The sequence below is a fragment of the Curtobacterium sp. MCJR17_055 genome, assembly GCF_003224335.1.
In the GTDB taxonomy this organism is placed as follows: domain Bacteria; phylum Actinomycetota; class Actinomycetes; order Actinomycetales; family Microbacteriaceae; genus Curtobacterium.
Map to the genome: position 1 here is coordinate 818,575 of NZ_QKLF01000001.1, position 23,101 is coordinate 841,675.

The 23,101-nt window shown below is 71.6% G+C and carries 26 protein-coding genes; 7 read left to right on the forward strand and 19 right to left on the reverse strand.

What is annotated here, in order from left to right:
* Nucleotides 1-9: 9 nt before the first annotated feature.
* The 13 genes from DEJ16_RS03795 to DEJ16_RS03855 form a co-directional block, all read right to left on the reverse strand.
* Nucleotides 10-1,332 carry an ATP-dependent RecD-like DNA helicase gene (locus DEJ16_RS03795; protein WP_110823161.1) on the reverse strand — a complete coding sequence of 441 codons (1,323 nt, stop codon included), beginning with the start codon at nt 1,330-1,332 and terminating at the stop codon, nt 10-12.
* Nucleotides 1,329-3,293: a cytochrome c oxidase assembly protein gene (locus DEJ16_RS03800; protein WP_110823159.1), complete on the reverse strand. Its 1,965-nt coding sequence runs from the start codon at nt 3,291-3,293 to the stop codon at nt 1,329-1,331. The genes DEJ16_RS03795 and DEJ16_RS03800 overlap by 4 nt, the downstream gene beginning before the upstream one ends.
* A gap of 111 nt (nt 3,294-3,404) precedes the next feature.
* Nucleotides 3,405-3,692, reverse strand: a complete 288-nt coding sequence (locus tag DEJ16_RS03805) for an HU family DNA-binding protein (RefSeq protein ID WP_110823157.1) — start codon at nt 3,690-3,692, stop codon at nt 3,405-3,407.
* A 301-nt stretch (nt 3,693-3,993) separates the two neighbouring features.
* Nucleotides 3,994-4,299, reverse strand: coding sequence for a 30S ribosomal protein S14 (gene rpsN, locus DEJ16_RS03810; protein WP_110823155.1), 306 nt, complete (start codon nt 4,297-4,299; stop codon nt 3,994-3,996).
* A 3-nt stretch (nt 4,300-4,302) separates the two neighbouring features.
* Nucleotides 4,303-4,473 carry a 50S ribosomal protein L33 gene (gene rpmG / locus DEJ16_RS03815; protein WP_110823153.1) on the reverse strand — a complete coding sequence of 57 codons (171 nt, stop codon included), beginning with the start codon at nt 4,471-4,473 and terminating at the stop codon, nt 4,303-4,305.
* On the reverse strand, nt 4,473-4,709 hold the full coding sequence (gene rpmB, locus DEJ16_RS03820) for a 50S ribosomal protein L28 (protein WP_110823151.1): 237 nt from the start codon (nt 4,707-4,709) through the stop codon (nt 4,473-4,475). Before rpmB ends, rpmG begins: the two co-directional genes overlap by 1 nt.
* A 341-nt stretch (nt 4,710-5,050) precedes the next feature.
* Nucleotides 5,051-6,499 carry a lipase maturation factor family protein gene (locus DEJ16_RS03825; RefSeq protein WP_110823149.1) on the reverse strand — a complete coding sequence of 483 codons (1,449 nt, stop codon included), beginning with the start codon at nt 6,497-6,499 and terminating at the stop codon, nt 5,051-5,053.
* A 74-nt stretch (nt 6,500-6,573) separates the two neighbouring features.
* Complete coding sequence (locus tag DEJ16_RS03830; protein WP_110823935.1) at nt 6,574-7,260, reverse strand: alpha/beta fold hydrolase; 687 nt, start codon at nt 7,258-7,260, stop codon at nt 6,574-6,576.
* A gap of 10 nt (nt 7,261-7,270) precedes the next feature.
* A complete protein-coding gene (locus DEJ16_RS03835; RefSeq protein ID WP_110823147.1) occupies nt 7,271-7,693 on the reverse strand; it encodes a Fur family transcriptional regulator in 423 nt (140 codons plus the stop codon).
* On the reverse strand, nt 7,690-8,610 hold the full coding sequence (locus DEJ16_RS03840) for a metal ABC transporter permease (protein WP_110823145.1): 921 nt from the start codon (nt 8,608-8,610) through the stop codon (nt 7,690-7,692). The genes DEJ16_RS03835 and DEJ16_RS03840 overlap by 4 nt, the downstream gene beginning before the upstream one ends.
* The gene (locus DEJ16_RS03845; protein WP_110823143.1) at nt 8,610-9,503 is read right to left on the reverse strand and encodes a metal ABC transporter ATP-binding protein; all 894 of its coding nucleotides are present in this window, start codon (nt 9,501-9,503) and stop codon (nt 8,610-8,612) included. Before DEJ16_RS03845 ends, DEJ16_RS03840 begins: the two co-directional genes overlap by 1 nt.
* Nucleotides 9,500-10,414, reverse strand: coding sequence for a metal ABC transporter solute-binding protein, Zn/Mn family (locus DEJ16_RS03850; protein WP_110823141.1), 915 nt, complete (start codon nt 10,412-10,414; stop codon nt 9,500-9,502). Before DEJ16_RS03850 ends, DEJ16_RS03845 begins: the two co-directional genes overlap by 4 nt.
* Before the next feature lie 121 nt (nt 10,415-10,535).
* The gene (locus DEJ16_RS03855) at nt 10,536-11,804 is read right to left on the reverse strand and encodes a PTS transporter subunit EIIC (RefSeq protein ID WP_110823139.1); all 1,269 of its coding nucleotides are present in this window, start codon (nt 11,802-11,804) and stop codon (nt 10,536-10,538) included.
* Between the two features lie 178 nt (nt 11,805-11,982).
* On the opposite strand from DEJ16_RS03855, the gene DEJ16_RS03860 reads away from it, so the two are divergent.
* Together DEJ16_RS03860 and DEJ16_RS03865 are read left to right on the forward strand one after the other, a co-directional pair.
* Complete coding sequence (locus tag DEJ16_RS03860; protein ID WP_110823137.1) at nt 11,983-12,219, forward strand: glucose PTS transporter subunit EIIB; 237 nt, start codon at nt 11,983-11,985, stop codon at nt 12,217-12,219.
* Nucleotides 12,216-12,668 carry a PTS glucose transporter subunit IIA gene (locus DEJ16_RS03865; RefSeq protein WP_110823135.1) on the forward strand — a complete coding sequence of 151 codons (453 nt, stop codon included), beginning with the start codon at nt 12,216-12,218 and terminating at the stop codon, nt 12,666-12,668. The genes DEJ16_RS03860 and DEJ16_RS03865 overlap by 4 nt, the downstream gene beginning before the upstream one ends.
* 7 nt (nt 12,669-12,675) lie before the next feature.
* Here the strand turns inward: DEJ16_RS03865 and DEJ16_RS03870 are convergent, their stop codons facing one another.
* From DEJ16_RS03870 to DEJ16_RS03895, 6 genes are all read right to left on the reverse strand, one after another.
* A complete protein-coding gene (locus DEJ16_RS03870) occupies nt 12,676-13,410 on the reverse strand; it encodes a GntR family transcriptional regulator (RefSeq protein ID WP_110823133.1) in 735 nt (244 codons plus the stop codon).
* Between the two features lie 168 nt (nt 13,411-13,578).
* Nucleotides 13,579-14,154: a GNAT family N-acetyltransferase gene (locus DEJ16_RS03875; RefSeq protein ID WP_110823131.1), complete on the reverse strand. Its 576-nt coding sequence runs from the start codon at nt 14,152-14,154 to the stop codon at nt 13,579-13,581.
* Nucleotides 14,155-14,275: 121 nt separating this feature from the next.
* Nucleotides 14,276-15,862, reverse strand: coding sequence for a dihydrolipoamide acetyltransferase family protein (locus DEJ16_RS03880; protein ID WP_110823129.1), 1,587 nt, complete (start codon nt 15,860-15,862; stop codon nt 14,276-14,278).
* A 44-nt stretch (nt 15,863-15,906) separates the two neighbouring features.
* Nucleotides 15,907-16,866, reverse strand: coding sequence for an alpha-ketoacid dehydrogenase subunit beta (locus DEJ16_RS03885; RefSeq protein ID WP_110823934.1), 960 nt, complete (start codon nt 16,864-16,866; stop codon nt 15,907-15,909).
* An 86-nt stretch (nt 16,867-16,952) separates the two neighbouring features.
* Complete coding sequence (locus tag DEJ16_RS03890; protein ID WP_110823127.1) at nt 16,953-18,089, reverse strand: thiamine pyrophosphate-dependent dehydrogenase E1 component subunit alpha; 1,137 nt, start codon at nt 18,087-18,089, stop codon at nt 16,953-16,955.
* A gap of 5 nt (nt 18,090-18,094) precedes the next feature.
* The gene (locus tag DEJ16_RS03895; RefSeq protein WP_110823125.1) at nt 18,095-19,192 is read right to left on the reverse strand and encodes a histidinol-phosphate transaminase; all 1,098 of its coding nucleotides are present in this window, start codon (nt 19,190-19,192) and stop codon (nt 18,095-18,097) included.
* Between the two features lie 52 nt (nt 19,193-19,244).
* Between DEJ16_RS03895 and DEJ16_RS03900 the strand changes: the two genes are divergently transcribed.
* The 5 genes from DEJ16_RS03900 to DEJ16_RS03920 all read left to right on the forward strand — a co-directional run bounded on the left by DEJ16_RS03900 (nt 19,245) and on the right by DEJ16_RS03920 (nt 23,099).
* Nucleotides 19,245-19,646 carry a phage holin family protein gene (locus tag DEJ16_RS03900; protein ID WP_110823123.1) on the forward strand — a complete coding sequence of 134 codons (402 nt, stop codon included), beginning with the start codon at nt 19,245-19,247 and terminating at the stop codon, nt 19,644-19,646.
* 51 nt (nt 19,647-19,697) lie between these two features.
* Nucleotides 19,698-20,210, forward strand: a complete 513-nt coding sequence (locus DEJ16_RS03905) for a low molecular weight protein-tyrosine-phosphatase (RefSeq protein WP_110823933.1) — start codon at nt 19,698-19,700, stop codon at nt 20,208-20,210.
* Entirely contained in the window at nt 20,207-21,592 is a 1,386-nt protein-coding gene (gene purB / locus DEJ16_RS03910; protein ID WP_110823121.1) for an adenylosuccinate lyase, read from the forward strand. Before DEJ16_RS03905 ends, purB begins: the two co-directional genes overlap by 4 nt.
* Before the next feature lie 200 nt (nt 21,593-21,792).
* A complete protein-coding gene (locus DEJ16_RS03915; RefSeq protein WP_110823119.1) occupies nt 21,793-22,620 on the forward strand; it encodes a hypothetical protein in 828 nt (275 codons plus the stop codon).
* Nucleotides 22,617-23,099, forward strand: coding sequence for a hypothetical protein (locus tag DEJ16_RS03920; RefSeq protein ID WP_110823117.1), 483 nt, complete (start codon nt 22,617-22,619; stop codon nt 23,097-23,099). Before DEJ16_RS03915 ends, DEJ16_RS03920 begins: the two co-directional genes overlap by 4 nt.
* Nucleotides 23,100-23,101 lie beyond the last annotated feature (2 nt).

Here is a 23,101-nt window from a genome sequence, read left to right on the forward strand (position 1 = left end):
CGTCGTCGTTCAGGAGGCGTCGGACTCCGGCGTCCCGGCGGGCTTCGGCGCCTCGAGCTGGGTCGCGACGACGCGGGGTGACTCGGACATGAACCGCCGCACGTCCAGGTCGACGATGATGTCCGCCGGGCGGAGGGGGCGCGTCAGGTACAGCCCGTCGAGTGACGTCAACCGCGACAGCGCCACGTAGGTCTGGCCCGCGCTGAACACCCGGTTGCCGAGGTCCACCACCGCACGGTCGTACGTGCTGCCCTGCGACTTGTGGATCGTGACCGCCCAGGCGAGTCGGAGGGGGAACTGCTGGAACTCCCCCACGGTGTCCTTCTTCAGTTCCTTCTTGTCCGGGTCGTAGGAGTACTTGAACTTCTCCCACACCGAGGGCTGCACCTCGAAGTCCTCGCCGTCGACGCTGACCCAGACCGTGTCCCGGATGCTCCGCACGATCCCGAGCGTGCCGTTCACCCAGCGCTGGTCCGGGTCGTTCCGGAGGAACATGACGTGCGCGCCCGGTTTGAGTTCGAGCGCTTCGTCCGCGGGGAAGTTCCGCCCGCCGAAGTCGCCGTTGACGTCGGCCCTGGCGGTCTTCAGCTTGCCGGGCAGCCGTTCGAGGGCGGCCTTGTTGATCCGCGCCACGGTGTCGTTCCGCGTGGCGAGGGTGATGGCGTCGTCCGGGGCCGGACGGGCGCCGGCGGCGTTGAGCTGCCCCGCGACGTCGGCGGTGACGCGGCCGTGGCGGACGGCCGTGAGCATGGCGGCGAAGGCGTCGTCGCGCTGGCGGTGCACCGTCGCGAGCTCGATGATGTGCAGTTCGGCCTCGAGCCACACCTTCGCGTCGAAGAACCACATCGACCGGTAGTGGTCGGTGAAGTAGGCACGCTCGTCGCCGTCGCCGGGCACCGGCGGCAGCTGGTACGGGTCGCCGAACATGACGACCTGCACGCCGCCGAACGCCTCGGACTGGCGTCCGCGGGCCTTGCGCAACGACCGGTCCATGGCGTCGAGCAGGTCCGCGTTCACCATCGAGACCTCGTCGATGACCAGGGTGTCGATGGTGTTGAGGAGCTTCCGGGTGTCGGGCCCCTGCCGCAGCTCGGCGTCGGCGATCAGGCCGATCGGCAGGCGGAACAGCGAGTGGATGGTCTGTCCGCCGACGTTCAGCGCAGCGACCCCGGTGGGCGCGCAGATCACGACCTGCTTCTCGGTGTTCCACGACAGGTGGTTGAGCAGCGTCGACTTGCCGGTGCCGGCGCGGCCGGTGATGAAGACGTGGTCGCGGGTCGACTCGATGTACTCGAAGACGGCGCGCTGCTCCGCGGAGAGTTCGACGCTCACGGTGCGCTCGACCCGCTCGGGATGGGTGCCACGGCCGGGAGGCCCGTGTCCGGTCCCGCCAGGGCGTCCCCGCCGGTCTGCTGCGTGCGGCGGAGGCGCACGAGTCCGACCACCACCACGGCCACCACCACGAGCACCCCGGCGAGGATGAGGACGACACCGCCCCGCGCCTGGTCGACGAGCGGGTCCGGTCCCCAGGTCCGGCCCATCGCTCCGAACCAGGACGCCTGCAGCAGCCCGAGCGGCCCCTGCATGGCGATCCCGAGCGACACCGTGCCCGCGGCGACCACGACGGCTCCGGCGCCGCGCACCAGGAACGCCGCGGTCGACGGACGGCGGGCACCGATGGCGACCGGCGTGAGGAGCGTGGGCAGCGCGAGGAGGCCGACGACCAGGAACACGAGGTCCACGACGGTGCGGCCCGTCGCGTCGCTGACGGACCAGCGGAGCACGTCGGTGGCGTAGAGGCCCCACCAGATGCCGGCGAGCAGCACGAACGCCGGGAACGGCTGGACGAGGTAGCGGACGACGGCGTTGTCGACGAGGACGGTGGTCCACTCGCGGACGCCGGCGCTGTCGTCCTCCCGCGGCAGCACGGCCGCACGGATGAGCTGGACGGGCGCTGCCGCCCAGACGAGCGCGGGCACGACGAGGCCGAGCAGCACGTGGGCGCCGATGTTCGCGGAGACCAGGAAGCGGTCGTAGGTGTGGAGCGCACCCGACGTCGCGACGACGAGTGCCACGATCGCGATGCCGGCGGCGACGGACCGGCGGACGGGCCAGGCGCGGCCCTGCCGGCGCAGGCGGACGACCCCGGCGGCGTACGCGGCGACGAGCAGCACCGCTGCCATGAGCCAGAAGAGGTCGACGTTCCCGTTCGTCAGCCACCCCCACGTGCCGGGTGCGGCCGGGAGCGGGTCGTCGGTCAGGATCTCGGCCGGGGTCGGGTCGCTGGTCTTGCTCAGTGCGAGCTGCCCGGCCGGGGTCGCGGTCCGGCCGAGGGCGGCGGCGAACCCGGAGGCGATCCCCATCACGGCGAGCTCGACGACCACGAGCGTCCAGAACGGCCGGACGCGCGTCGGGCTGGTCGTGAGCGACGCGATCGCCCGGCGACGGTGCACCGCCCCGATGACCCCCATCGCGACGATGGCGCCCACCTTGACGAGCACCAGGACGCCGTACGGGCTGCCGAGTTCGTCGAACGCCCCGATCCGGATCTGGGCGGAGACGACACCCGAGACGGCGACGAGCACGAAGCACCCGAGGGCGACGCTGGAGTACCGGCCGACCACGGCGGCCAGGCGTGCGCCGGGCAGGACGTCGCGGACGAGCACGAGCATGACGAGTCCGCCGACCCAGAGCGCTGCCCCGACCAGGTGCAGGCCGAGCGCGGTGACCGCTGCGTCGTGGCTCGCGGTGCCGGCTGCGTGTCCCTGCTGCGTGAGCGGGACGAGGCCGATGAGCGAGACCGCCGTGGTGAGCGCGACCATCCCCCGGGACCGCACCGCGAAGCACAGCACCGTGACGACCGCCGCGACGAGCACGGTCGTCAGCCAGGCGAGCCCGAGGTCGGTGCCCGTGAGGAACACGCCCATCGACTGCCCGAAGCCGGCGTCGAGGCTGACGGCCCCGCCCGCGACGCTGAGGTAGGTGAAGAAGGTGGTGACGGCCGCGGTGACGGTCCAGACACCGGCCGCCCCGGCGGCGACGTCGATCGCGCGGTCCCACTCCGGCGCGGTGCGGGACAGGCCGATCGTGGCGAGCGCGAGTCCGCCGATGGTCGCGGCTGCCGAGAGGTCGACCAGCATGCGCGCGAGCGGCAGTCCGAAGCGGACGACGGCGCCGGGGTCGGCGATGAGCGCGGCATCGGCTCCACCACCGACGACGAGCGCCACGAGCAGGGACACGAACGCCACGAGCAACAGGACGCCGGGGCCGGCGATGCGCGCGATGCGGTTCACCCGTCAAGCCTAGGCGCTGCCCCGGGCACGGCGACGACCACGGTCGGCACCCTGTGGGAACGACGGAAGGGACGGCGCGGACGCCGTCCCTTCCGTGGAGCTTGCGGGGTCTTACTTGACCGACGCCTTGAGCTTGCTGCCGGCGCTGACCTTGACCGAGTCGCTCGCGGCGATCTCGATGGCCTCACCCGTCTGCGGGTTGCGACCGGTGCGCGCGGCGCGGTGGGTCTTCTCGAAGGCGATCCAGCCCGGGATCGTGACCTTGGTGTCGTCCGCGACGGACTTGCCGACGACGGCGAAGAGCGCGTCGACGACGCCGTTGACGGTGGCCTGGCTCTGGCCGGACTCGGCGGCGACGGCAGCGACGAGCTCGGTGCGGTTCAGTGACTTGTCAGCCATTGGATGTCCTCCTCGGACTTCTTGCGTATGGGTCGGACGCGGACGCCCGGATGCCCGGGACGGTTGTCCCGTGCTGCAGGCCCGGCGGGCCGAGGGCCCGTGGAACCGGTGATGAACCTACCAGCCGGTCCCGGGGTTTCCCGTCGACTCGCCCGGTTTTCCGGGCCTGCCGAACAACGGGAGAGGCTGGTGGGGCCGATGTGACGACCGACGCGCCCTCCGGCGCGCTCGGTGGACGCCAGGCGGACGACGACGCCCCCACGACCTCGGGAGGTCGTGGGGGCGTCGGTGGTGCTGGTGCTTACCAGGAGCTCTTCGTGATGCCCGGCAGTTCGCCACGGTGGGCCATGTCGCGGAAGCGGACACGGCTGATGCCGAACTCACCGAGGTGGCCACGGGGGCGGCCGTCGATGGCATCGCGGTTGCGGTAGCGGACCGGCGACGCGTCGCGCGGCAGCTTCTGCAGGCCGACGCGGGCGGCCTCGCGGGACTCGTCGGTGCCGTTCGGGTCCACGAGGGCCTTCTTCAGCTCGAGGCGACGCTCGGCGTAGCGCTCGATGATGACGGCGCGCTGGTTGTTCTTCGCGATCTTGCTCTTCTTCGCCATGACTCAGCGCTCCTCACGGAAGTCGACGTGCTTGCGGATGACCGGGTCGTACTTCTTCAGCACGAGACGGTCGGGGTTGTTCCGGCGGTTCTTCTTCGTCACGTACGTGAACCCGGTACCCGCGGTGGAACGGAGCTTGATGATCGGACGGATGTCCTGACCGCGCTTCGCCATCAGATCTTCTCCCCACGGGCGAGGATGCCCGCCACGACGGACTCGATGCCACGAGCGTCGATCACCTTGATGCCCTTGGCGCTGACGTTGAGCGTCACGTTACGACGCAGCGACGGCACGTAGTAGGTCTTCTTCTGCACGTTCGGGTCGAAGCGACGCTTCGTCCGGCGGTGCGAGTGCGAGATGGCGTGTCCGAAGCCGGGAACGGCGCCGGTCACCTGGCACACTGCAGCCATGGTTTCCTCCTGATGTTCACCGTGCAGCCGATCGGCTGCACCCAAGGTCACTTGCCTGGCGCGCACGCGCTGCACCACCGGAGGTGGCTGAGCGAGGGGGGTGTGCGCACCGCCCAGACCGGCGGTCGGCCACCGTCGACCGCTGAACCTGGGGGTTCAGTCAGGCCTGGAGGCTCGGATCCGGTACCACGCGACCGCGGCGTTCGCGACGGTCGGAGGGCAGAACAACGGGTGCTCCGCGCAGGCGCGGAGAACCAGCCGCCCACGTTACGCGACCGCCGGGCGCGTCGCAAGCCGCGCCTCCCGTCCGTGCCCGCCGGGTCGCACCGGCGGCGGGTACCTCAGCGCCGCAGACCGGACGGCGGCAGGAGCAGTCCGCGTTCCTGTCGGATCCAGTGGAGACCGGTCGCCCGCCGCTCCGCCCTGGTCGCGAAGCGGTACCGGAAGACCCGCGCCCGCACCCACCTCGGCCGCTGCCCGTCGAACGGGTCGTGTCGGAGCAGCCGGAGCGTCGGCCGGTCGGCCTCGAGCAGTCGCAGGACGAACACCCGGAACCACCCGTCGTCCGCTCCGAGCGCCAGGAACCACATGAGCCAGTCGAGCCGCAGGTGGTACGGCGCGAACTGGGCCGGACGCCGCCGCGGGTCACCGGGCTTCCCCTTGAACTCGTAGGGGGACCAGTCGTCCTCGTCCGGGTCCTCCGCCAGGGTCCCCTCGACGATGACCTCGTCCCGCTCCTGCGTCACGCTGCCGAAGGCACCGTAGGCGTTGGCGAGGTGCCACCGGTTGAAGGAGGCGTTCATGAGTTGCCGCCGCGACACCAGGTTCTTCGCCGAGGGCCAGGACAGCACGAGCAGCAGCAGGCCGACCACGACCGTCAGCCCCACGAACCACGCCGGGATCGCGGTCGGTCCGGTCTCCGCGATGCCCTGGAGGAACGGCAACACCGTCGCCACGGAACGGTCGTCGATCGCGGCGAACGTCAGCACCAGGGTGAGCCAGTTGAGCCAGGCGAAGTTGCCCGTGACGACGAGCCACACCTGGGTGAGCAGCACGAGCGCCGCCGCGATCGAGGCGACCGGCTGCGGGGCGAAGAGCAGGAACGGGACGCCGAGCTGGACGACATGACTGCCCAGGGTCTCCAGTCGGTGCACGGGACGGGGCAGCAGGTGCGCCGTCCGGGACATCGGGTTCGGCATCGGCTGTGTCTCGTGGTGGTAGTACAGCGCCGTCAGGTCCCGCCACGACCGGTCGCCGCGCATCTTGATCATCCCGGCGCCGAACTCGAGCCGGAACACCAGCCACCGGATCGCGACGAGGACGACGATCGGCGGCGCGACCTCGTCCGAACCGAGGAACGCGACGACGAACAACGACTCGAGCAGGAGTGACTCCCACCCGAACCCGTAGAAGGTCTGCCCGACGTCGGAGATCGACAGGTAGGCGAGCCAGAGCAGCAGGAAGCACAGGACCGGCACCCACGCCGGCCCCCGTTGCGGTAGCCCGACGACGATGCCGGCCGACAGGACGGCCCCGCCCCCGGCCAGGATCCGCAGGCGCCGGTCGGTGTACCGCCACCACCGCCAGACGACGGGCAGGGTCTGCGCGTACCGCCGCTCCATGAACCGCGGGACCGGGAGCAGACCCCGCTCACCGAGGAGCGCCGGGAACTGCGCGACGGCGGACAGGAACGCCAGGCACGCGATCGCCGCCACCCCGCGCTGGAGCACGAAGCGGGCGACGTCGTAGTCCTCCGCGCCCGCCCAACTCGTCCACGTCTGCAGGTCCACGCGCCGGACGCTACGCGGGCGTCTCCGCGGGTGCGTCCTGGTCCGCGCGGTCCGGCCGTCCGGTGGCCGCCCGGCTAGACGCCGTCGGTCGGGCGCGGCGCCAGCGCCTGCACCATCAGCGCACCGAGCTCCCGCGGGACCGTGAGCATCGGCCAGTGCCCGGCGTGCAGCCCGACGATCTCGAGTTCCTCGGTCGCGACGAGTTCGGCGGCCCAGGCCTGGTGGTCGGCGACCATGCCGGCCAGCTCGTCCGCCGCGATCTCGCACGTGATGACCGTCGCCGGGATCCGGTGCCGGGCCGGGTCGGTGTAGTGGAACCGGTCGGACGCCACCCGCGCGGGTTCGGCACCCGCCCGACGCTCGAGGTCCGCGCGGACCTCCGGCGTCATGTCGCGGACGGTCGCTGGTTCCCAGACGTCCCAGGGCGGCAGCGGGACCTGTCCGTCGACGACCGGCAGCTCGTCGTTGACGCACCCGCCCTCGGGGCCGGGGAAGGTGTCGACGTACACCAGGTGCCGCACCCGGCCGGGGCGTCGGTCGGCTGCCATGGCGGCGATCGGACCCCCGCCCGAGTGGCCCACGAGCACCACGGGTTCCGGTGCGGCGTCGAGACGTCGGACGAGGTCGGCCACCTGGTCGTCGAGCGTCGCCCCGTTCCGGGTCACCCCATCGACACTGTGGCCGGCGGCCCGGAGGACCGGGACGACGTCGTCCCACGCGCTCGCGTCGAGCCAGAACCCGGGGACGAGGACGACGTGCATGTCCGGGAGACTACGCGCCACCACGGACAGCGGCACGGGCGGTGCAGACGTCGCACTCGCCGAAGACGTCGACCACGTGGCTGGCGTTCGAGAAGCCGTTCGCCGCGGCCGTCGCACGCGCCCACTCCTCCACCGGGTCGGCCTGGATCTCGACCGTCCGGCCGCACACCCGGCAGATGAGGTGGTGGTGGTGCTTGTCGGTCGTGCAGGCCCGGTACAGCGATTCGCCGTCCTGCTGCAGCGAGTCGGCATCGCCGTCGTTCGCCAGGTCGGAGAGCGCCCGGTACACGGTCGCGAGGCCGATCGTCGACCCGCCGTCGCGCAGGTGCGCGTGCAGCGCCTGCGCGCTGACGAACCCCTCGGTCTCGGAGAGGGCGCCGCGGACCGCTTCGCGCTGCCAGGTGTTGCGTCGTGGCTTCTGCACGGCGTTCATGCTGTGACCCCTTCCTTCGTGGTGGCCGGGAGGCTCGTCCCGCCACCGGTCTGTTGCTCCCGGTCCGTCACCCGGTCGCGTCCCCGGCGTTCCCGCCGGGCTCCGATGACCCGACAGACGACCCAGATGAGGAACGAGATGGTCGTCACGTACGGGCTGATCGGCAGGCCGCCGCCCAGTGCCAGCAGGATGCCGCCGACCACCGACGTCACCGCGAACACGACGGAGAGCAGCGGGACCAGCACCGGGTTGACGGTCACCCGCAGGGCCGCGGCCGCCGGCGTGACGAGGAGCGAGAGCACGAGGAGCGCCCCGACGATCTGCACGGACACCGCCGTGGCCAGGCCGAGCACGAGCATGAACACGAGCCCGAGCGTGCGGACCGGGATCCCGGCGGCGGCTGCGACGTCCGGGTCGACGGACGAGAACATCAGCGGGCGCCAGATCACGACGAGGGTGATGACGACGACGGCCGAGATGAGCACGAGGAACCCGAGCTGCGGGTTGTCGACGGACACGATCTGGCCGGTGAGCAGGCCGAACTTGTTCGCCGCCCGGCCCTTGTACAGCGCCAGGCAGAGGATCCCGAGGCCGAGGCCGAACGGCATGAGCACCGCGATGATCGAGTTGCGGTCGCGTGCCCGACTGCCGAGCAGCCCGATGAGCAGCGCGGCGACGAGCGACCCCACCACCGAGCCGCTGACGACGTTGACGCCGAGCAGGAGGGACGCACTGGCACCGGCGAAGGACAGCTCGCTGATGCCGTGCACGGCGAAGGGCATGTTCCGGGCGACGACGAACGGCCCGATGAGCCCGCCGACGACACCGAGCACGGCGCCCGCGAGGATCGAGTTCCGCACGAGCACGAGCAGCTCGCCGTAGTCCTGGAACGAGAAGACGGTCGACCAGAGGTCCATCAGAACCGTCCTTCGTCCGGGCCGACCCCGTGCGGGGCTGGTTCACAGTGGTGGTGGCCGACGCCCGCGGTGTCGTGCGCGTCGCTCGCGCCGACGATGACGATCCGACCCATCGTGCGGACGACGTCGACGGGCGTGCCGTACAGGTCGCTGAGCACGTCGGCGCGGAGGACCTCGTCGGGAGCGCCGATCCGGAAGCGTCCGCCGGCGATGTAGAGCACCCGGTCGACGACGTCGAGGATCGGGTTGACGTCGTGGGTGACGAACAGCACCGCGGCGCCCTGCTGACGGCGCTGCCGGTCGATGAGCTCGGTGACGCCGCGCTGGTGCCGGAGGTCGAGCGAGATGAGGGGCTCGTCACACAGCAGGAGCGCGGGGTCGGCGGCGATCGCCTGGCCGACACGGGTGCGCTGCTGCTCGCCGCCGGACAGCTCGGCGACGGGTGCGTCGGCGAACTCGGTGGCACCGACCTCGTGGACGATCCGGTCGATGCGCTCGCGCTCGGCCTTCCGCTCGGGTCGGAGGCCCCAGCGGTGCCCGGTCACGCCCTGCGCGATCATGTCGCGGGCACGCAGGGGGGTGCCGGACTCCATGAGCCGCTGCTGCGGGATGTACCCGATCTTCCGGTGCCCCCGGCGGACCGGTCGTCCGAGGAACGACATCGAGCCGCTCGTCAGACGCTGCTGGCCGAGCACGGTCCGGAGCAACGAGGTCTTGCCCGCACCGTTCGGTCCGAGGACCGCGACGAACTCACCCGGTGCCACGTCCAGGTCGAGGCCGTCCCAGAGCGCGCGGCTCCCGTACGACAGCCCGGCCTGGCGGAGCGCGAGCACAGCGGGACCGCCACTGCGCGCGGCAGTGGCGGTCCGGTTCGGCTCCTGGACCGTCGTCACTTCGTCAGTGCCGCCTGCACCGCGTCGATGTTCGCCTGCTGCCACGAGACGTAATCCTCCCCCTTCGGGAGCGTCTCCGTCACACCGACCACCGGGACACCGGCGTCCTCGGCGGCCTTCTGGACCTGTTCGGTCTCCGGGCTGGAGGTCTGCTCGTTGACGGCGAGGAGCTCCGCACCGCCGTCCGTGAAGAGCTTGAGCGTGTCGTTGAGCGCTGCCGGCGGGACGTCGTCGCCCTCCTCGATCGCCTCGGAGAAGTCACCGGGGGTCACGTTGTCGAGGCCCATCGCGTTGAACAGGTAGCCCGGCACCGGCTCGGTGTAGGCGACCTTGTCCCCGTCGACCGTCCGCGCGATGTCGGCGGTCTGCGACTCGAGGTCCTGCAGCTTCTCGGTGAGTGCGTCGGCGTTCGTGGCGAACGTGCTCTTGTCCGCCCCGTCGAGGTCGCTGAGGCGCTTCGCGACCTCGTCGACGAGCTTCACCATGGCCGGGTAGCTGTAGAAGACGTGCTCGTTGAACTCGTCGGAGCCGCCCGAGTCGAGCCCGGAGACGTCGACGGCGTTGATCATGTCGGCCTCCGTGTTCGACGACTTCGCGAGCGTCGTCATGAAGTCGTCGTAGCCGCCGCCGTTCTCGATGAGCAGGTCCGCCTTGGACACGGCGAGCTGCGTCTTCGCGCTCGACTCGAACGAGTGCGGGTCCTGGGACGGGTCCTCGAGGATGCTCGTCACGTCGACGTGGTCGCCGCCGATGGTCTCGACGATCGAGCCGTAGACGTTCGTCGAGGCGACGACGCGGATCGTGCCGTCACTGCTGTCGTCGGAGGGCGTGGAGGAGGTGGCGCAGCCGGTCAGGGCGAGCGCGGCGGCGCCGACGACGAGCGGCAGGGCGAGGAGGCGGCGGGAGTGCATGGGAAGGACGCTAGCGCCACGTGATAACGATTGTCAAAAGCGCGAGCGTCCGACGGCTCATGGACGGACGGGAGGCCCGTCACCGGCTGGTGACGGGCCTCCCGGTGGGCGGTCTCGACGGCTACGGCTTGGTCGCCGCGTCGATCGAGTTCTCGGCGATCGTGTCCTCCTCGCGCCCCGGGGTGCGGAGGTTCCACTTCTTGATGACGAAGCTGAAGAGGAAGTAGTAGACGACCGCGTACGCCAGGCCGATCGGGATGAGCCAGATCGCCCCGTCCGCCTTGCCGAAGTTGAGCACGTAGTCGATCGCCCCCGCCGAGAACGAGAAGCCGTCGTTGATGCCGAGGGCGTTCACCAGCGCGAGCGAGGTCCCGGTGAGGACCGCGTGGATGACGTAGAGCGGGAACGCCACGAACATGAACGAGTACTCGAGCGGCTCGGTGATGCCGGTGACGAAGGACGTCAGCGCGGCCGAGAGCATGATGCCGCCGACGAGCTTGCGGTTCTGCGGCTTGGCGTTCCGCCAGATCGCCAGGGCCCCGGCCGGGAGCGCGAACATCATGATCGGGAAGAAGCCGGTCTGGAAGATGCCCGCCGTCGGGTCGCCCGCGAGGAAGCGCGGGATGTCACCGTGGACGATCGTGCCGTCGGCACCGGTGAAGCTGCCGAGCTGGAACCACGGGAAGAAGTTGAGCAGCTGGTGCAGGCCGACCGGGATGAGCATGCGGTTGACGAACCCGAACACGCCACCACCGAGGACGGCGTTGTCCGCGACGGTCTGCCCGGCCCAGGTCAGCGCGATGTCGAAGTACCGGTAGAAGAACGACATGACCACGGCGATGACCAGTGCGGCGGCGGCGGTCAGGATCGGCACGAGACGACGGCCCGAGAAAAACCCGAGGAAGTCGGGCATCTTCGTCCGGTGGAAGCGCTGCCAGAGGACCGCGGAGACGAGGCCCATCACGATGCCGCCGAGGACACCGAAGTTGATGGTGGCCTGGTTGCCGTTCGCGTCCTCGACACCGGCGAGCACGATCGGCGACATGGCCGCGAACACCTGGTACATGACCATGTAGCCGACGACCGCGGCGAGTGCCGTCGTGCCGTCCGACTTCTTCGCCCAGCCGATCGCGATGCCGACCGCGAAGAGCAGCGGGAGCCAGGTGAAGACACCGTTGCCCGCCGCGGCGATGATCGTCGCGCCCTGCTCGAAGCCCGGGATGGCGCCGAGCATGTCGGACTGACCGAGGCGGAGGAGGATGCCGGCCGCGGGCATGACCGCGATCGGGAGGAGCAGACTGCGGCCGAGCCGCTGGGCGTTGGCGAAGAGCTTGCTCTGCTTCTTCGGCGTCTTCTTCTCCGGCACGTCCGTGGGGGCAGCGGTGCTCATCGGCGGTCCTCTCGTCATCGGGTGGAGCTGGTCGGGGTGAGTTGAGTCGTGTGGTCGGCGCAGGTACCCTCGGCAGTGTCGCCAGGTCCGGTCCTGTCCGGTCATGACCAGTTCGTAGTGTCGATGACCACGACGGTCGTGTCAACCTGTGAGCGAACCCGTAACGAGGAGGAAACAGATGGCCGACATCAAGGCAGCCGACATCATCGCCGCACTCGGCGGAACCGACAACATCGACGAGGTCGAGGGCTGCATCACCCGCCTCCGCGTCGAGGTCGAGGACGGCGACCTGGTCGACAAGGACGCCCTCAAGGCCGCCGGCGCCCAGGCCGTCGTCGGAGGCGGCACCGGCTGGCAGGTCATCGTCGGCCCGATCGCGGACAACCTCGCGCAGGACATCCAGGACGAACTGTGACGGTCGTCCGCACACCGTTCGCCGGGCCGGTCGTCGCACTCGCCGACGTGCCGGACCCGGTGTTCGCCGAGCAGCTCGTCGGCGCGGGCGTCGCGGTCGACCCGTCCGCCGTGACCGGCCCGGTCACCGCGGTCGCCCCTGTCGACGGGACCATCGTCAAGCTGCACCCGCACGCGTTCGCCCTGCAGGGTGCGGCCGGGACCGACGTCCTCGTGCACGTCGGCATCGACACGGTGAAGCTCAAGGGCGAGGGGTTCGAACTGCTCGCCGCCGAGGGCGACACCGTCGCGGCCGGTGACCCCGTCGTGCGCTTCGTCCCGTCGGCGATCATCGCCGCGGGCTACTCCCCGGTCGTGCCGGTCGTCGTGCTCGGGTCCACGCCGGACTCGGTCCCGCAGGACACCGTCGGCAGCGACGTCGCCACCGGGGACGGGCTGTTCGAGGTCTGACGGCCGGTCAGGCGATCGCCCGCGCGGCCGTCACCTCCATCTGCACCCGGTACCGGTCCGACCGGTACCAGCTGCGCGCGTGCTCGACCGGCCGGGTGCCCGAGTAGGACACCCGGTCGAACTCGAGCAGGGGCGCTCCGGTCCGTGTGCCCAGGAGCGTCGCGATCTCGTCCGCGGCCGGGTTCGCCGCGACCGTCTGCTGCGCCCGGTCGATCGGGTGCCCGTACACGTCGGCGGCGATCGAGTACACCGAGCCCGACAGGTCGTGGTCGAGCAGGCCGGGGAAGACCGCGGCGGCGAGCCAGGCGTCGTCGACGGAGACGGGCGCACCGTCAGCCATCCGCAGTCGCTTGAGGTGGTACGCGGCCTCGCCCTCGGCCAGCCGGAGCGCGGCGACCGTCGCGGCCGGCGGTTCCCGCTCCTCGCGGACCAGCACCACCGTCGTCGGCACGTGCCCCATCGCCCGCATCTCCTCGGTGAACGAGGCGAGGTGCAGCGTCGACTGCATCGGGCGGTGCGCGACGAACGTTCCCTTGCCACGCACGCGCTCGAGGTGCCCCTCGTTCACGAGCTGCCCGAGGGCCTCCCGGACCGTGATGCGGGAGACGCCGTACTCGGCGATGAGCTGGCGCTCCGAGGGGATCGCGGCACCGGGCGCCAGTCGCGTGGTGATGAGGTCGAGCAGGATCCGCCGCAGCTGCTGGTGCTTCGGTTCAGCACCCTCGGTGATGCGGCGGGACAAGCGGGCTCCTCGGGCTGCGGCGGTGGTCCTGTGCGGACATGACCAGTCCCTCCACAGTACCGTCCGACGCTGCACGGTCCAACGGAGCCCGGTCGACGATAGGCACGATAGGCACGGTCGGCTGGGGCGCCGTGCGGTCCGACGCGTGACCGCGGCACCGCGGCACCGCTACGCGTTGGCGATGAGCCAGTCGAGCTGTTCCCGCGTCAGCTCGCGGTCGCTCCACGCCTGGCACTCCACGTCGTCCGACCCGGCGGCCGCCGACGGACCCTGCCACACCTGCGTCAGCCCGACGCGGGTCAGCACCCGAGCCGAGGCGGGGTTGTTCGTGAGGACCCTGCCCGTGACCGGGAGCTCGGGGCGCACGTCGCGCGCGGCGTCCACCGCAGCCCGTGCGAGCTCGGTCGCGTAGCCGTGCCCGTGGTGTTCCGGGGCGAGCCGGTACCCGAGGTTCCACACGCCGCCGGCGGTGCGGTCGACCCCGCCGAGCCCGATGAAGGCGCGGGAGTCCGCCGCACGCGCGACCCACGAGCCGAGCCCGTACCGCACCCGACCGCCGATCTTCCGCTGCACGAGGTCCTCGGTCTGGGCCCGGGAGGTGTGCCGTCCGGCGGGGAGGTGCGTCCAGGTGCGGGCGTCCGAGAAGAGCTCGTGCACCGCGTCGATGTCCGCGGGCGTCACGGGGGTGAGCACCAGGCGACCCGTCCGGATCTCCTGCTGCGGGACGAGCAGCTGGTGGACCATGGCTCGATCTTCCCCCGCGCCGCCGACAACGGCGAGGACGGCACACCGGGACCGCGCGACCCGGACCACGTCGACCGGTCCGGCCGGGACGGAGCGGGGTCGCGCTCCGGTGTCCGGGACGTCAGTCCAGCAGGAGCGCCGGCTCCTCGAGGACCGAGGCGACGTCGTGCACGAAGCGCGAGGCCACGTCGCCGTCCACCACACGGTGGTCGAAGGAGGCACCGATCGTCGTCACCATGCGCGACCGCACGTCCCCGTCGACGACCCACGGCTTCGGCTTGATCGTGCCCATGGCGACGATGGCGACCTCGCCCGGGTTGAGGATGGGCGTACCGGTGTCCATGCCGAAGACGCCGATGTTCGTGATCGTGATGGTGCCGTCGGCCATCTGCGCGGGGCTCGTCTTGCCGTCACGCGCGGTCAGGGTCATCTCCTCGATCGCCTTGGCGAGCTCGAGGAGCGACATGTCCTGCGCGTCCTTGATGTTCGGCACGAGGAGCCCGCGCGGGGTGGCCGCGGCGAACCCGAGGTTCACGAAGTGGTGGACGATGATCTCGCGGTCGGTCCACGACGAGTTCACCGAGCGGTTGCGCCGGACGGCCCAGATCACGGCCTTCGCCATGACGAGCAGCGGGGACACCTTCACCCCGGCGAACGTCGGCGACTCCTTGAGGCGCTTGACGAACTCCATCGTGCGGGTCGCGTCGACGTCCACGAACAGCGACACGTGCGGTGCGGTGAACGCCGAGGTCGTCATCGCGGTCGCGATGGCCTTGCGGACGCCCTTCACCGGGATGGTCTCCTGGCGGACACCACCCCACTCCGGCGTCTCGATGTTGCGGAAGACGCTGGCCTGCTTCGCGTGCCGGATCACGTCGTCCCGCGTGACCTCGCCGGCGAGCCCGGTGGGGACGACCGTCGTCAGGTCGACGTCCAGGTCCTTCGCGAGCTTCCGGATCGGCGGCTTCGCCATGACCTGCAGCGCCGAGCCGCTCGGCATCGTCGGGCGGGCGGGGCGCCGACCCTGCGCGGCGACGGCGTCGGCGGTCGTGGCCTCGCCGTCGTCGGTCACCAGGTCGAGGTCGGCCTCCCGACTGGAGGCCCGGCTCGCCTGCGCCGCGGCCGCTGCGGCCCGGCGGGCACCCGGCTTGCGGCGGGACGGTGCGGAGGTCGCAGACCCGTAGCCGACGAGGACGGCGCCGGAGCCCTCGTCCGTGCCGACCACGCCGGCGTCGACGGCGACCTGTGCGGGCGCAGCGGGGGCCGTCGGTGCGCCGGCAGCGGCCGTCGGTGCAGCGGCGGAGGCCGGGGCGGCGGGCGCGGGGACGGCGGCGGTCTGTGCCGGCGCAGCGGAGGCCGGTGCGGCCGGAGCGGGGGTCTGCGCGACAGGGGTCTGCGCGACGGGGGTCTGCGCGACGGGGGCTGCGTCGGCGACGGGTGCCGATCCTCCCGGCACGCCCGCGGTCGCGTCGGACTCGACGCGGATGATCGGCTTGCCGACCTCCACCGTGTCGCCCTCGGCGACGAGCAGCCCGGTCACGGTGCCGGAGAACGGCGACGGGAGCTCGACGAGCGACTTCGCGGTCTCGATCTCGACGAGCACCTGGTCCACGGCGATCTCGTCGCCGGGGGCGACGCGCCACTGGACGATCTCGGCCTCGGTCAGGCCCTCCCCCACGTCGGGCAGGGGGAATTCGGCGACGGCCACGTCGGCTCCTTCAGCAGGGTTCGTTCGTACGGGTGCGGTGCGGGTCAGTAGGCGAGGGCGCGGTCGACGGCCTCGAGGACGCGGTCGGCGTCCGGCAGGTGGAAGTGCTCGAGCTTGGACTGCGGGAACGGGACGTCGAACCCGGAGACCCGCAGCGGCGGTGCCTGCAGCGTGTAGAACGCCCGCTCGGCGACGGTCGCGGCGATCTCGCTGCCGACGCTGATGAAGCCCGAGTCCTCCTGCGCGATGACCAGGCGACCGGTCTTGCGCACCGAGGCGAGCAACGGCTCCCAGTCGATCGGCGAGATCGAGCGGAGGTCGACGACCTCGCAGCTCGTGCCCTCGGCCTCGGCGATGTCGGCGGCCTGCATGAGCGTCGCGACCATCGCACCGTGACCGACGAGCGTGACCTCGGTGCCGGTGCGGGCGACGCGGGTCGTGTGCATCGGCACGTGGCCGTCGACGAGGTCGACCTGCCCCTTCGGCCAGTAGCGCGACTTCGGCTCGAAGAACACCACCGGGTCCTTCGACGCGATGGCCTCCTGGATCATCCAGTAGGCGTCGTTCGGGGTGCTCGGGCTCACGACGCGCAAGCCCGGGGTGTGCGCGAAGTACGCCTCCGGGCTCTCCTGGTGGTGCTCGATCGCGCCGATGTGACCGCCGTAGGGGATGCGGATGACGATCGGCAGCGACATGTGCGCCGGCAGGCGGTTCGCCATCTTCGCGAGCTGCGAGGTGATCTGGTTGAACGCCGGCCAGACGAAGCCGTCGAACTGGATCTCGATCACCGGACGGTAGCCGCGCAGGGCGAGTCCGATCGCGGTGCCGACGATGCCGGACTCCGCGAGCGGGGTGTCCCGCACACGGTCGGCGCCGAAACGGTCCTGCAGGCCCTCGGTGATGCGGAAGACGCCGCCGAGACGGCCGATGTCCTCGCCCATCAGCAGGACCTTGTCGTCCGCCTCCATCGCCTTCGCCAGGCCGGCGTTCAGCGCCTTGGCCATCGGGAGGGTCGGCGTCGGGTCCGCGGGGACCTCGCCGGCGCCCGGGTGCGCGCGCAGCGTGTAGTCGAAGAGCTGCTCGGTCGTGCTCATGCGTGGGCTCCTGCGTCCTGGCCGGCCTCGTAGTCCCGGAGCCATGCGCGCTGCTCGTCGATGCGCGGGTGCGGCTCCCGGTACACGTTGTCGAACATCGCTTCCATCGGCGGGTCCTGGAGGGCGTTCGTGCGGGTGCGCACGTCGACGGCGATCTGCTCGCCCTCGGCGTCGAACTCCGCGAACTGGGCGTCGGTGGCGCCACGGCTGCGGAGGTACGCCTCGGACCGGGTGATCGGGTCGCGGGCGACCCAGCCGGCGAGCTCGTCGTCGGCACGGTACCGGGTCGGGTCGTCCGAGCTCGTGTGCGCGCCGATGCGGTAGGTGTCCGCCTCGACGAACGCCGGGCCCTGCCCGGTCCGGGCGTGCTCGGTCGCGATGACGCTGGCCGCGTACGAGGCCAGCACGTCGTTGCCGTCCACCCGGATGCTCGGGATGCCGAAGCCGCGCGGCCGGTCGACGAGCGGGGTCGGCGACTGCACCGACACCGGCACCGAGATGGCCCAGTGGTTGTTCTGCAGGAAGAAGACGACCGGGGCGGTGTGCGACGCGGCGAACACGTACGCCTCGTTCACGTCGCCCTGGCTGGTCGCGCCGTCGCCGAAGTACACGATCGAGCACTCGTCGACCGTCGGGTCGCCCGTGCCGACGACGCCGTCGAGCGCCTGGCCCATCGCGTAGCCGGTGGCGTGCAGCGTCTGCGCGCCGATGACGAGCGTGTAGACGTGCGTGTTGCCGCGCTCGTCCGGGTCCCAGTTGCCGTGGGCCTGCCCGCGGAAGAGCGAGATGATCTCCATCGGGTCGACCCCGCGCTGCAGGACGACGGCGTGCTCCCGGTACGACGGGAAGACGTGGTCCTGCGGGCGGAGCGCGAACGCGGAACCGACCTGCGCCGCCTCCTGCCCGTGGCTCGGCGCCCAGAGCCCGAGCTGACCGGTGCGCTGCAGGTTCGCGGCGGCGTGGTCGAAGCGTCGGGTGAGCACCATCTGACGGTGCATGGCGAGGAGGGTCTCGTCGGGGAGGGCCTGTGCGACGGCGGCGAGTTCGGCGTTCTCGTCGGTCTCCACGAACCGGCCCTCGGGGTCGAGGAGCTGGACGGGGGTCGTCGCAGGAGCCGCGGCGCGGAACAACATGTCGGTCAGCGTACCGGCCGGTCCGAAGCCCCCGTTGTGAGACGTCCCACAACGGCACCCGTGGTTTCGAGGAGCTTTGCGACAGCCTCGTGCTCGCCGATCGAGACACGGATGCCCTCGGGCGCGAAGGCCCGGACGATGAGCCCGGCGTGCTCGAGGGCCTCGGCCACGACCGCCGTGTGCTCGCCCGTCGGCAGCCACACGAAGTTGCCCTGCGCCTCCGGCACGTCCCAGCCCTGCGCGAGCAGCCCCGCGCGGATCCGGTCCCGTCGGTCGGCGAGCTCGGCGACCCGCTCGAGCAGCTCACCCTCGCGCTCCAGGCTGGCCAGCGCGGCCGCCTGACCCTGCGCCGTCACGGACAGCGGGATGGCGCACGCGCGGACGGCGTCGAGGACGTATGCCGGTCCGAGTGCGTACCCGACCCGGAGGCCCGCGAGGCCGTACGCCTTGGAGAAGGTCCGGAGCACCACGAGGTTCGGGTACCGCTCGAGCAGCGCCGGACCGCGGACGGCGTCCACGTCGGTGACGAACTCGGCGTACGCCTCGTCGAGCACCACGAGCACCGAGGACGGCACCTGCGCCATGAACGACTCGAACTCCGCCCCGGTGACGATCGGTCCCGTCGGGTTGTTCGGGGTGCACACGAGCACCATGCGCGTCCGCTCGGTGACCGCCGCCGCCATCGCGTCGAGGTCGTGCCCGCCGTCGGGCCGGTTCGGCACCTGCACGCTCGTCGCGCCGGCGACCGTGACGACACCCGGGTACGCCTCGAAGGAGCGCCAGGCGTAGACGACCTCGTCGCCGGGGCCCGAGGTGGCCTTCGCCAGCTCGTGCAGGATCGCGACGCTACCGGGGGCGACGTGCACCTCGTCGACCGTGACGCCGAACCGGTTCGCGAGCACCGCCCGGACGGCGAGCGCGGTGGCGTCCGGGTAGCGGTTGTACGACGTCTGCGCCTGCACGGCCTCGACCACGCCGGGCAGCGGCGGGAAGGGGTTCTCGTTGCTCGAGAGCTTGAGGGCGTCCGGCGCGGCCTGGCGTCCCTGCTTGTAGGGCGGGAGGACCGCGATCTCGGGTCTGATGTGGACGGGGCTGTCGGTCACCGGGTCAGCGTACCGGCGGCAGTCTCGCGGGCAGGACCGGCATCATGGGTGCATGCGGTTCATCGTCCGGCTCGTCGTCAACGCCGTCGCCCTGTGGCTCACCACGCTCGTCGTCGCGGGGGTGTCCGTCGACGCCTTCGGGGACGCCGGCCCCGTCGAGACCGTCCTGACCTACCTGCTCGTCGCGTTCGTCTTCGGCATCGTGAACGCCGTCGTCGGCACGCTCATCCGGATCGTGGCGATCCCGCTCTACGTGCTGACGCTCGGGCTCATCTCGTTCGTCGTGAACGGCGTCCTGCTGCTCATCGTCGCGGGGGTGTCCACCGCGCTGGGCTTCGGCCTGTCGGTGGAGTCCTTCGGCTGGGGCATCGTCGGTGCCTTCGTGCTCGCGGTGTGCTCCTGGCTGGTCGGACTCGTCGCCCGCCCGGTGCTCGGCGGTCGCGGTCGCGCCTGACGGACGGGCGTCGCGTCCGCACCCCGGCTGCGCCATGATGTGCACATGACCATGGACGCCGGCGCCCCGTCGCCCTTCCGTGTCTCCTTCGTCTGCAGCGGCAACATCTGCCGGTCCCCCATGGCCGAGATCGTCTTCGCGCAGATCGCCGCCGATGCCGGCATGGCGGACCGGTTCGTGGTCGTGTCCGCGGGCACCGGGGACTGGCACGTCGGCGAACCCGCCGACGAGCGCACGATCGCAGCGCTCGCGGCACGCGGATACGATGGCAGCAGGCATCGCGCCCGTCAGTTCGACCCGGACCGGTTCCCGGACCTCGACCTGGTGGTCGCACTCGACCGCTCCCACGAACGCATCCTGCGCTCGTGGGCCCCGACCATGGACGACGCCGCCAAGGTGACGCTCCTGTTGCGGTACGACGACGCCTGGCCCCAGCAGGCCGACGTGCCGGACCCGTACTACGCGGACCGACACGAGTTCGACCGGGTGCTCAGCACGGTCGAACGGGCCTGCCGGGCGCTCTTCCACCAGCTCGAGCCGGCAGTCCGCCAGGGAGCCCCATGACCCCCCTTCCCCCGCAGCCGATCAGCCCGCTCGACGGGCGCTACTACCCGATCGTGCACACGGTGGGCGAGCACCTGTCGGAGGCCGGTCTCAACCGTGCCCGGATCCGGGTCGAGGTCGAGTGGCTCGTCTTCCTGACCGACCACGCGATGTTCACCACCTCGCCGCTCTCGGTCGACGACAAGGCCGCCCTCCGCGCGATCGTCGACGACTTCGGGCAGGCCCAGATCGCGGAGCTCGCCGAGATCGAGGCGACGACCCGTCACGACGTCAAGGCGGTCGAGTACTTCGTCCGCCGTCGACTCAGCGACCTCGGCCTCGACGCCGTCGCCGAGCTCACCCACTTCGCGGCGACGAGCGAGGACGTCAACAACCTGTCGTACGCCCTCACCGTGCGCGACGCCGTCGAGCAGGTGTGGCTGCCGTCCGCCCGTGCGGTCGTGGAGCGCCTGCGCGAGATGGCCACGAGCCTCCGCGCCGTCCCGATGCTCTCGCACACGCACGGCCAGCCCGCGACGCCGACGACGCTCGGCAAGGAGATCGCGGTCGTGGTCTACCGACTGGAGCGCGTCCTGTCGCAGGTCGAGCGGGGCGAATACCTCGGCAAGTTCTCCGGCGCGACCGGCACGTTCTCCGCGCACCTGGCCGCGGACCCCGAGGCCGACTGGCCCGCGCTGTCCCGGGAGTTCGTCGAGGGCCTCGGCCTGACGTGGAACCCGCTGACCACGCAGATCGAGTCGCACGACTGGCAGGCCGAGTTGTACGACCGGGTCCGCCACGCGAACCGCATCCTGCACAACCTGGCGACCGACGTGTGGACCTACATCTCGATGGGGTACTTCACGCAGATCCCGGTGGCCGGCGCCACGGGGTCGTCGACGATGCCGCACAAGATCAACCCGATCCGGTTCGAGAACGCCGAGGCGAACCTCGAGATCTCGTCGGCGCTGTTCTCGACACTGTCCGAGACCCTCGTCACGAGCCGCCTGCAGCGTGACCTGACCGACTCGACCACGCAGCGGAACATCGGCGTCGCGTTCGGGCACTCGCTCCTGGCGCTCGACAACCTGCGCCGTGGGCTCGGCGAGATCGCGGTCAACGAGACCCGCCTGGCCGAGGACCTCGACGGCAACTGGGAGGTGCTCGCGGAGGCGATCCAGACCGTGATCCGCGCCGAGGTCACCGCCGGGCAGTCCGACATCGAGGACCCGTACGCGATGCTCAAGGAGCTCACGCGCGGCAAGCGGATCGGACGCGACGACCTGGTCGCCTTCGTGAACGGCCTGGACATCTCCGACGGCGCGAAGGCCCGGCTGACGAACCTGACGCCGGCCGGCTACACGGGCCTGGCGGACGAGCTGGTCGACCACCTGGACGTCTGAGCCGCACGGCGTCGCGACGGCGGCGGGTCGCACCGGTGCGTCCCGCCGCCGTCGTCGTCTCCGCGGTCGGACGGGAGGCTCGGCACAGCAGCGCCGGACCCGTGGCCTTCACGGGTGCTCAGCTTGCTGCTAGGTTCACCTCGCTGAGTACTGCTCAGCACGGGGGCGGCAGTGCTGACGTGCCCCGCTCGCTCGACAGGATGGACCCCCACCCCGTGCTCCGCTCCCGCATCGCCGCAGCCGCCGTCGGCGCCACCGTCCTCGGTGTCACCGCCGGGCTCGTCCCCTCCGTCTCCGGCGCCACGTCGTTCGCCGCCCTCCCGCCGGTCGTCACCTGGGCGGACGGGGCCGACGACTTCGCTCGCCTCGCGCCGGAGTCGACGGACCTGAGCCTTCCCGACGGGTGGTCCTGGTTCGGCGGGGCCATCGAGTCCGGCGACGCCGCCCGCTCGCTCGACGACGTGGTCGACTTCGGCCAGGACGGTCTGACGGTCCACGACGACTCGAGCGTGTTCCTCCTGCACCCGACCACGCGGCCCGTCGTCCCCGAGCTGCTGCAGTCGGTCGTGGCGGACGCGACGGCGGCGACCGGGGACAACGCCCTCGTCGGGCTCATCGTCGCCGACGAGTCCGACCCGGACGTGCTCGCGACGACGGCCTTCGCCCTCGAGGGCCTGCACGGCGCGGACACCACCTGGGCCTACACCGACTCCGGCGAGGAGACGACGTCCGAGCTCGCGGCCGACCTCGCGTCGGACCACCGCGTCGTGACGGGGTACTTCGTCGCGCTCATCGGCAGCGACATCCTGTCGATCGACCCGGGCACGGTCGAGCCCGGCACCGAGGAGCCCGGCACCGAGGAGCCCGGCACCGAGGCGCCGGGCACCGAGCCGACGGACGCGCCCACCACCGCGCCGACCGACGCACCGACGCACCGACGGCAGCGCCGACGGACGCCCCCACGAGCGCTCCGACCGCGCCGACGACCCCGCTCGACGACACGCTCCGTCGCCTCCTCCCGCAGGTGACGGAGGGCGCCGCTGCCGAGGGTGCCGCGGCCTTCCGCGCCACGGCCGACGCCGACGCCGCTGCCGCTGCCGCTGCCGACGCCCACATCGCGAGCCTCCGCTTCGACGACACGACGACCTACTTCACGCCGCAGCCGACCGCCACGGCGACGGTCGCGGACCCCGAGCTCACGGTCGCCGAGGCGACGAGCACCGGGTTCGCCGTCTCCGGGTCCGGCTTCGCCCCGGGTGAGAGGATCAGCGTGTCCCTGACGGTGAGCGAGACCGGCGCCGTGTTCCCGGTCGGGCCGGTCGCCGATGCCGACGGTGCCTTCACCGCCACGGTCGTCCTCCCCGCGGGGACCGTGGCCGGGCCGGGGAACCTCGAGCTCCTCGGCACCGCGTCCGGCCAGGTCGCGGCCCCGGGCATCCGCATCACCGACGGTGCGGTCGCACCCGTCGCCACGCCCGTGCCGGGGCGGGCGACCTTCACCGGCTGACC

Coding starts and splice junctions, on each gene's coding strand:
- DEJ16_RS03805 (WP_110823157.1), bottom strand. CDS start 3,692: ATGGCTGACAAGTCACTGAACCGCACCGAGCTCGTCGCTGCCGTCGCC.
- rpsN (WP_110823155.1), bottom strand. CDS start 4,299: ATGGCGAAGAAGAGCAAGATCGCGAAGAACAACCAGCGCGCCGTCATC.
- rpmG (WP_110823153.1), bottom strand. CDS start 4,473: ATGGCGAAGCGCGGTCAGGACATCCGTCCGATCATCAAGCTCCGTTCC.
- rpmB (WP_110823151.1), bottom strand. CDS start 4,709: ATGGCTGCAGTGTGCCAGGTGACCGGCGCCGTTCCCGGCTTCGGACAC.
- DEJ16_RS03830 (WP_110823935.1), bottom strand. CDS start 7,260: ATGCACGTCGTCCTCGTCCCCGGGTTCTGGCTCGACGCGAGCGCGTGG.
- DEJ16_RS03835 (WP_110823147.1), bottom strand. CDS start 7,693: ATGAACGCCGTGCAGAAGCCACGACGCAACACCTGGCAGCGCGAAGCG.
- DEJ16_RS03840 (WP_110823145.1), bottom strand. CDS start 8,610: ATGGACCTCTGGTCGACCGTCTTCTCGTTCCAGGACTACGGCGAGCTG.
- DEJ16_RS03850 (WP_110823141.1), bottom strand. CDS start 10,414: ATGCACTCCCGCCGCCTCCTCGCCCTGCCGCTCGTCGTCGGCGCCGCC.
- DEJ16_RS03855 (WP_110823139.1), bottom strand. CDS start 11,804: ATGAGCACCGCTGCCCCCACGGACGTGCCGGAGAAGAAGACGCCGAAG.
- DEJ16_RS03860 (WP_110823137.1), top strand. CDS start 11,983: ATGGCCGACATCAAGGCAGCCGACATCATCGCCGCACTCGGCGGAACC.
- DEJ16_RS03875 (WP_110823131.1), bottom strand. CDS start 14,154: ATGGTCCACCAGCTGCTCGTCCCGCAGCAGGAGATCCGGACGGGTCGC.
- DEJ16_RS03885 (WP_110823934.1), bottom strand. CDS start 16,866: ATGGCCAAGGCGCTGAACGCCGGCCTGGCGAAGGCGATGGAGGCGGAC.
- DEJ16_RS03890 (WP_110823127.1), bottom strand. CDS start 18,089: ATGTTGTTCCGCGCCGCGGCTCCTGCGACGACCCCCGTCCAGCTCCTC.
- DEJ16_RS03900 (WP_110823123.1), top strand. CDS start 19,245: ATGCGGTTCATCGTCCGGCTCGTCGTCAACGCCGTCGCCCTGTGGCTC.
- DEJ16_RS03905 (WP_110823933.1), top strand. CDS start 19,698: ATGGACGCCGGCGCCCCGTCGCCCTTCCGTGTCTCCTTCGTCTGCAGC.
- purB (WP_110823121.1), top strand. CDS start 20,207: ATGACCCCCCTTCCCCCGCAGCCGATCAGCCCGCTCGACGGGCGCTAC.
- DEJ16_RS03915 (WP_110823119.1), top strand. CDS start 21,793: ATGGACCCCCACCCCGTGCTCCGCTCCCGCATCGCCGCAGCCGCCGTC.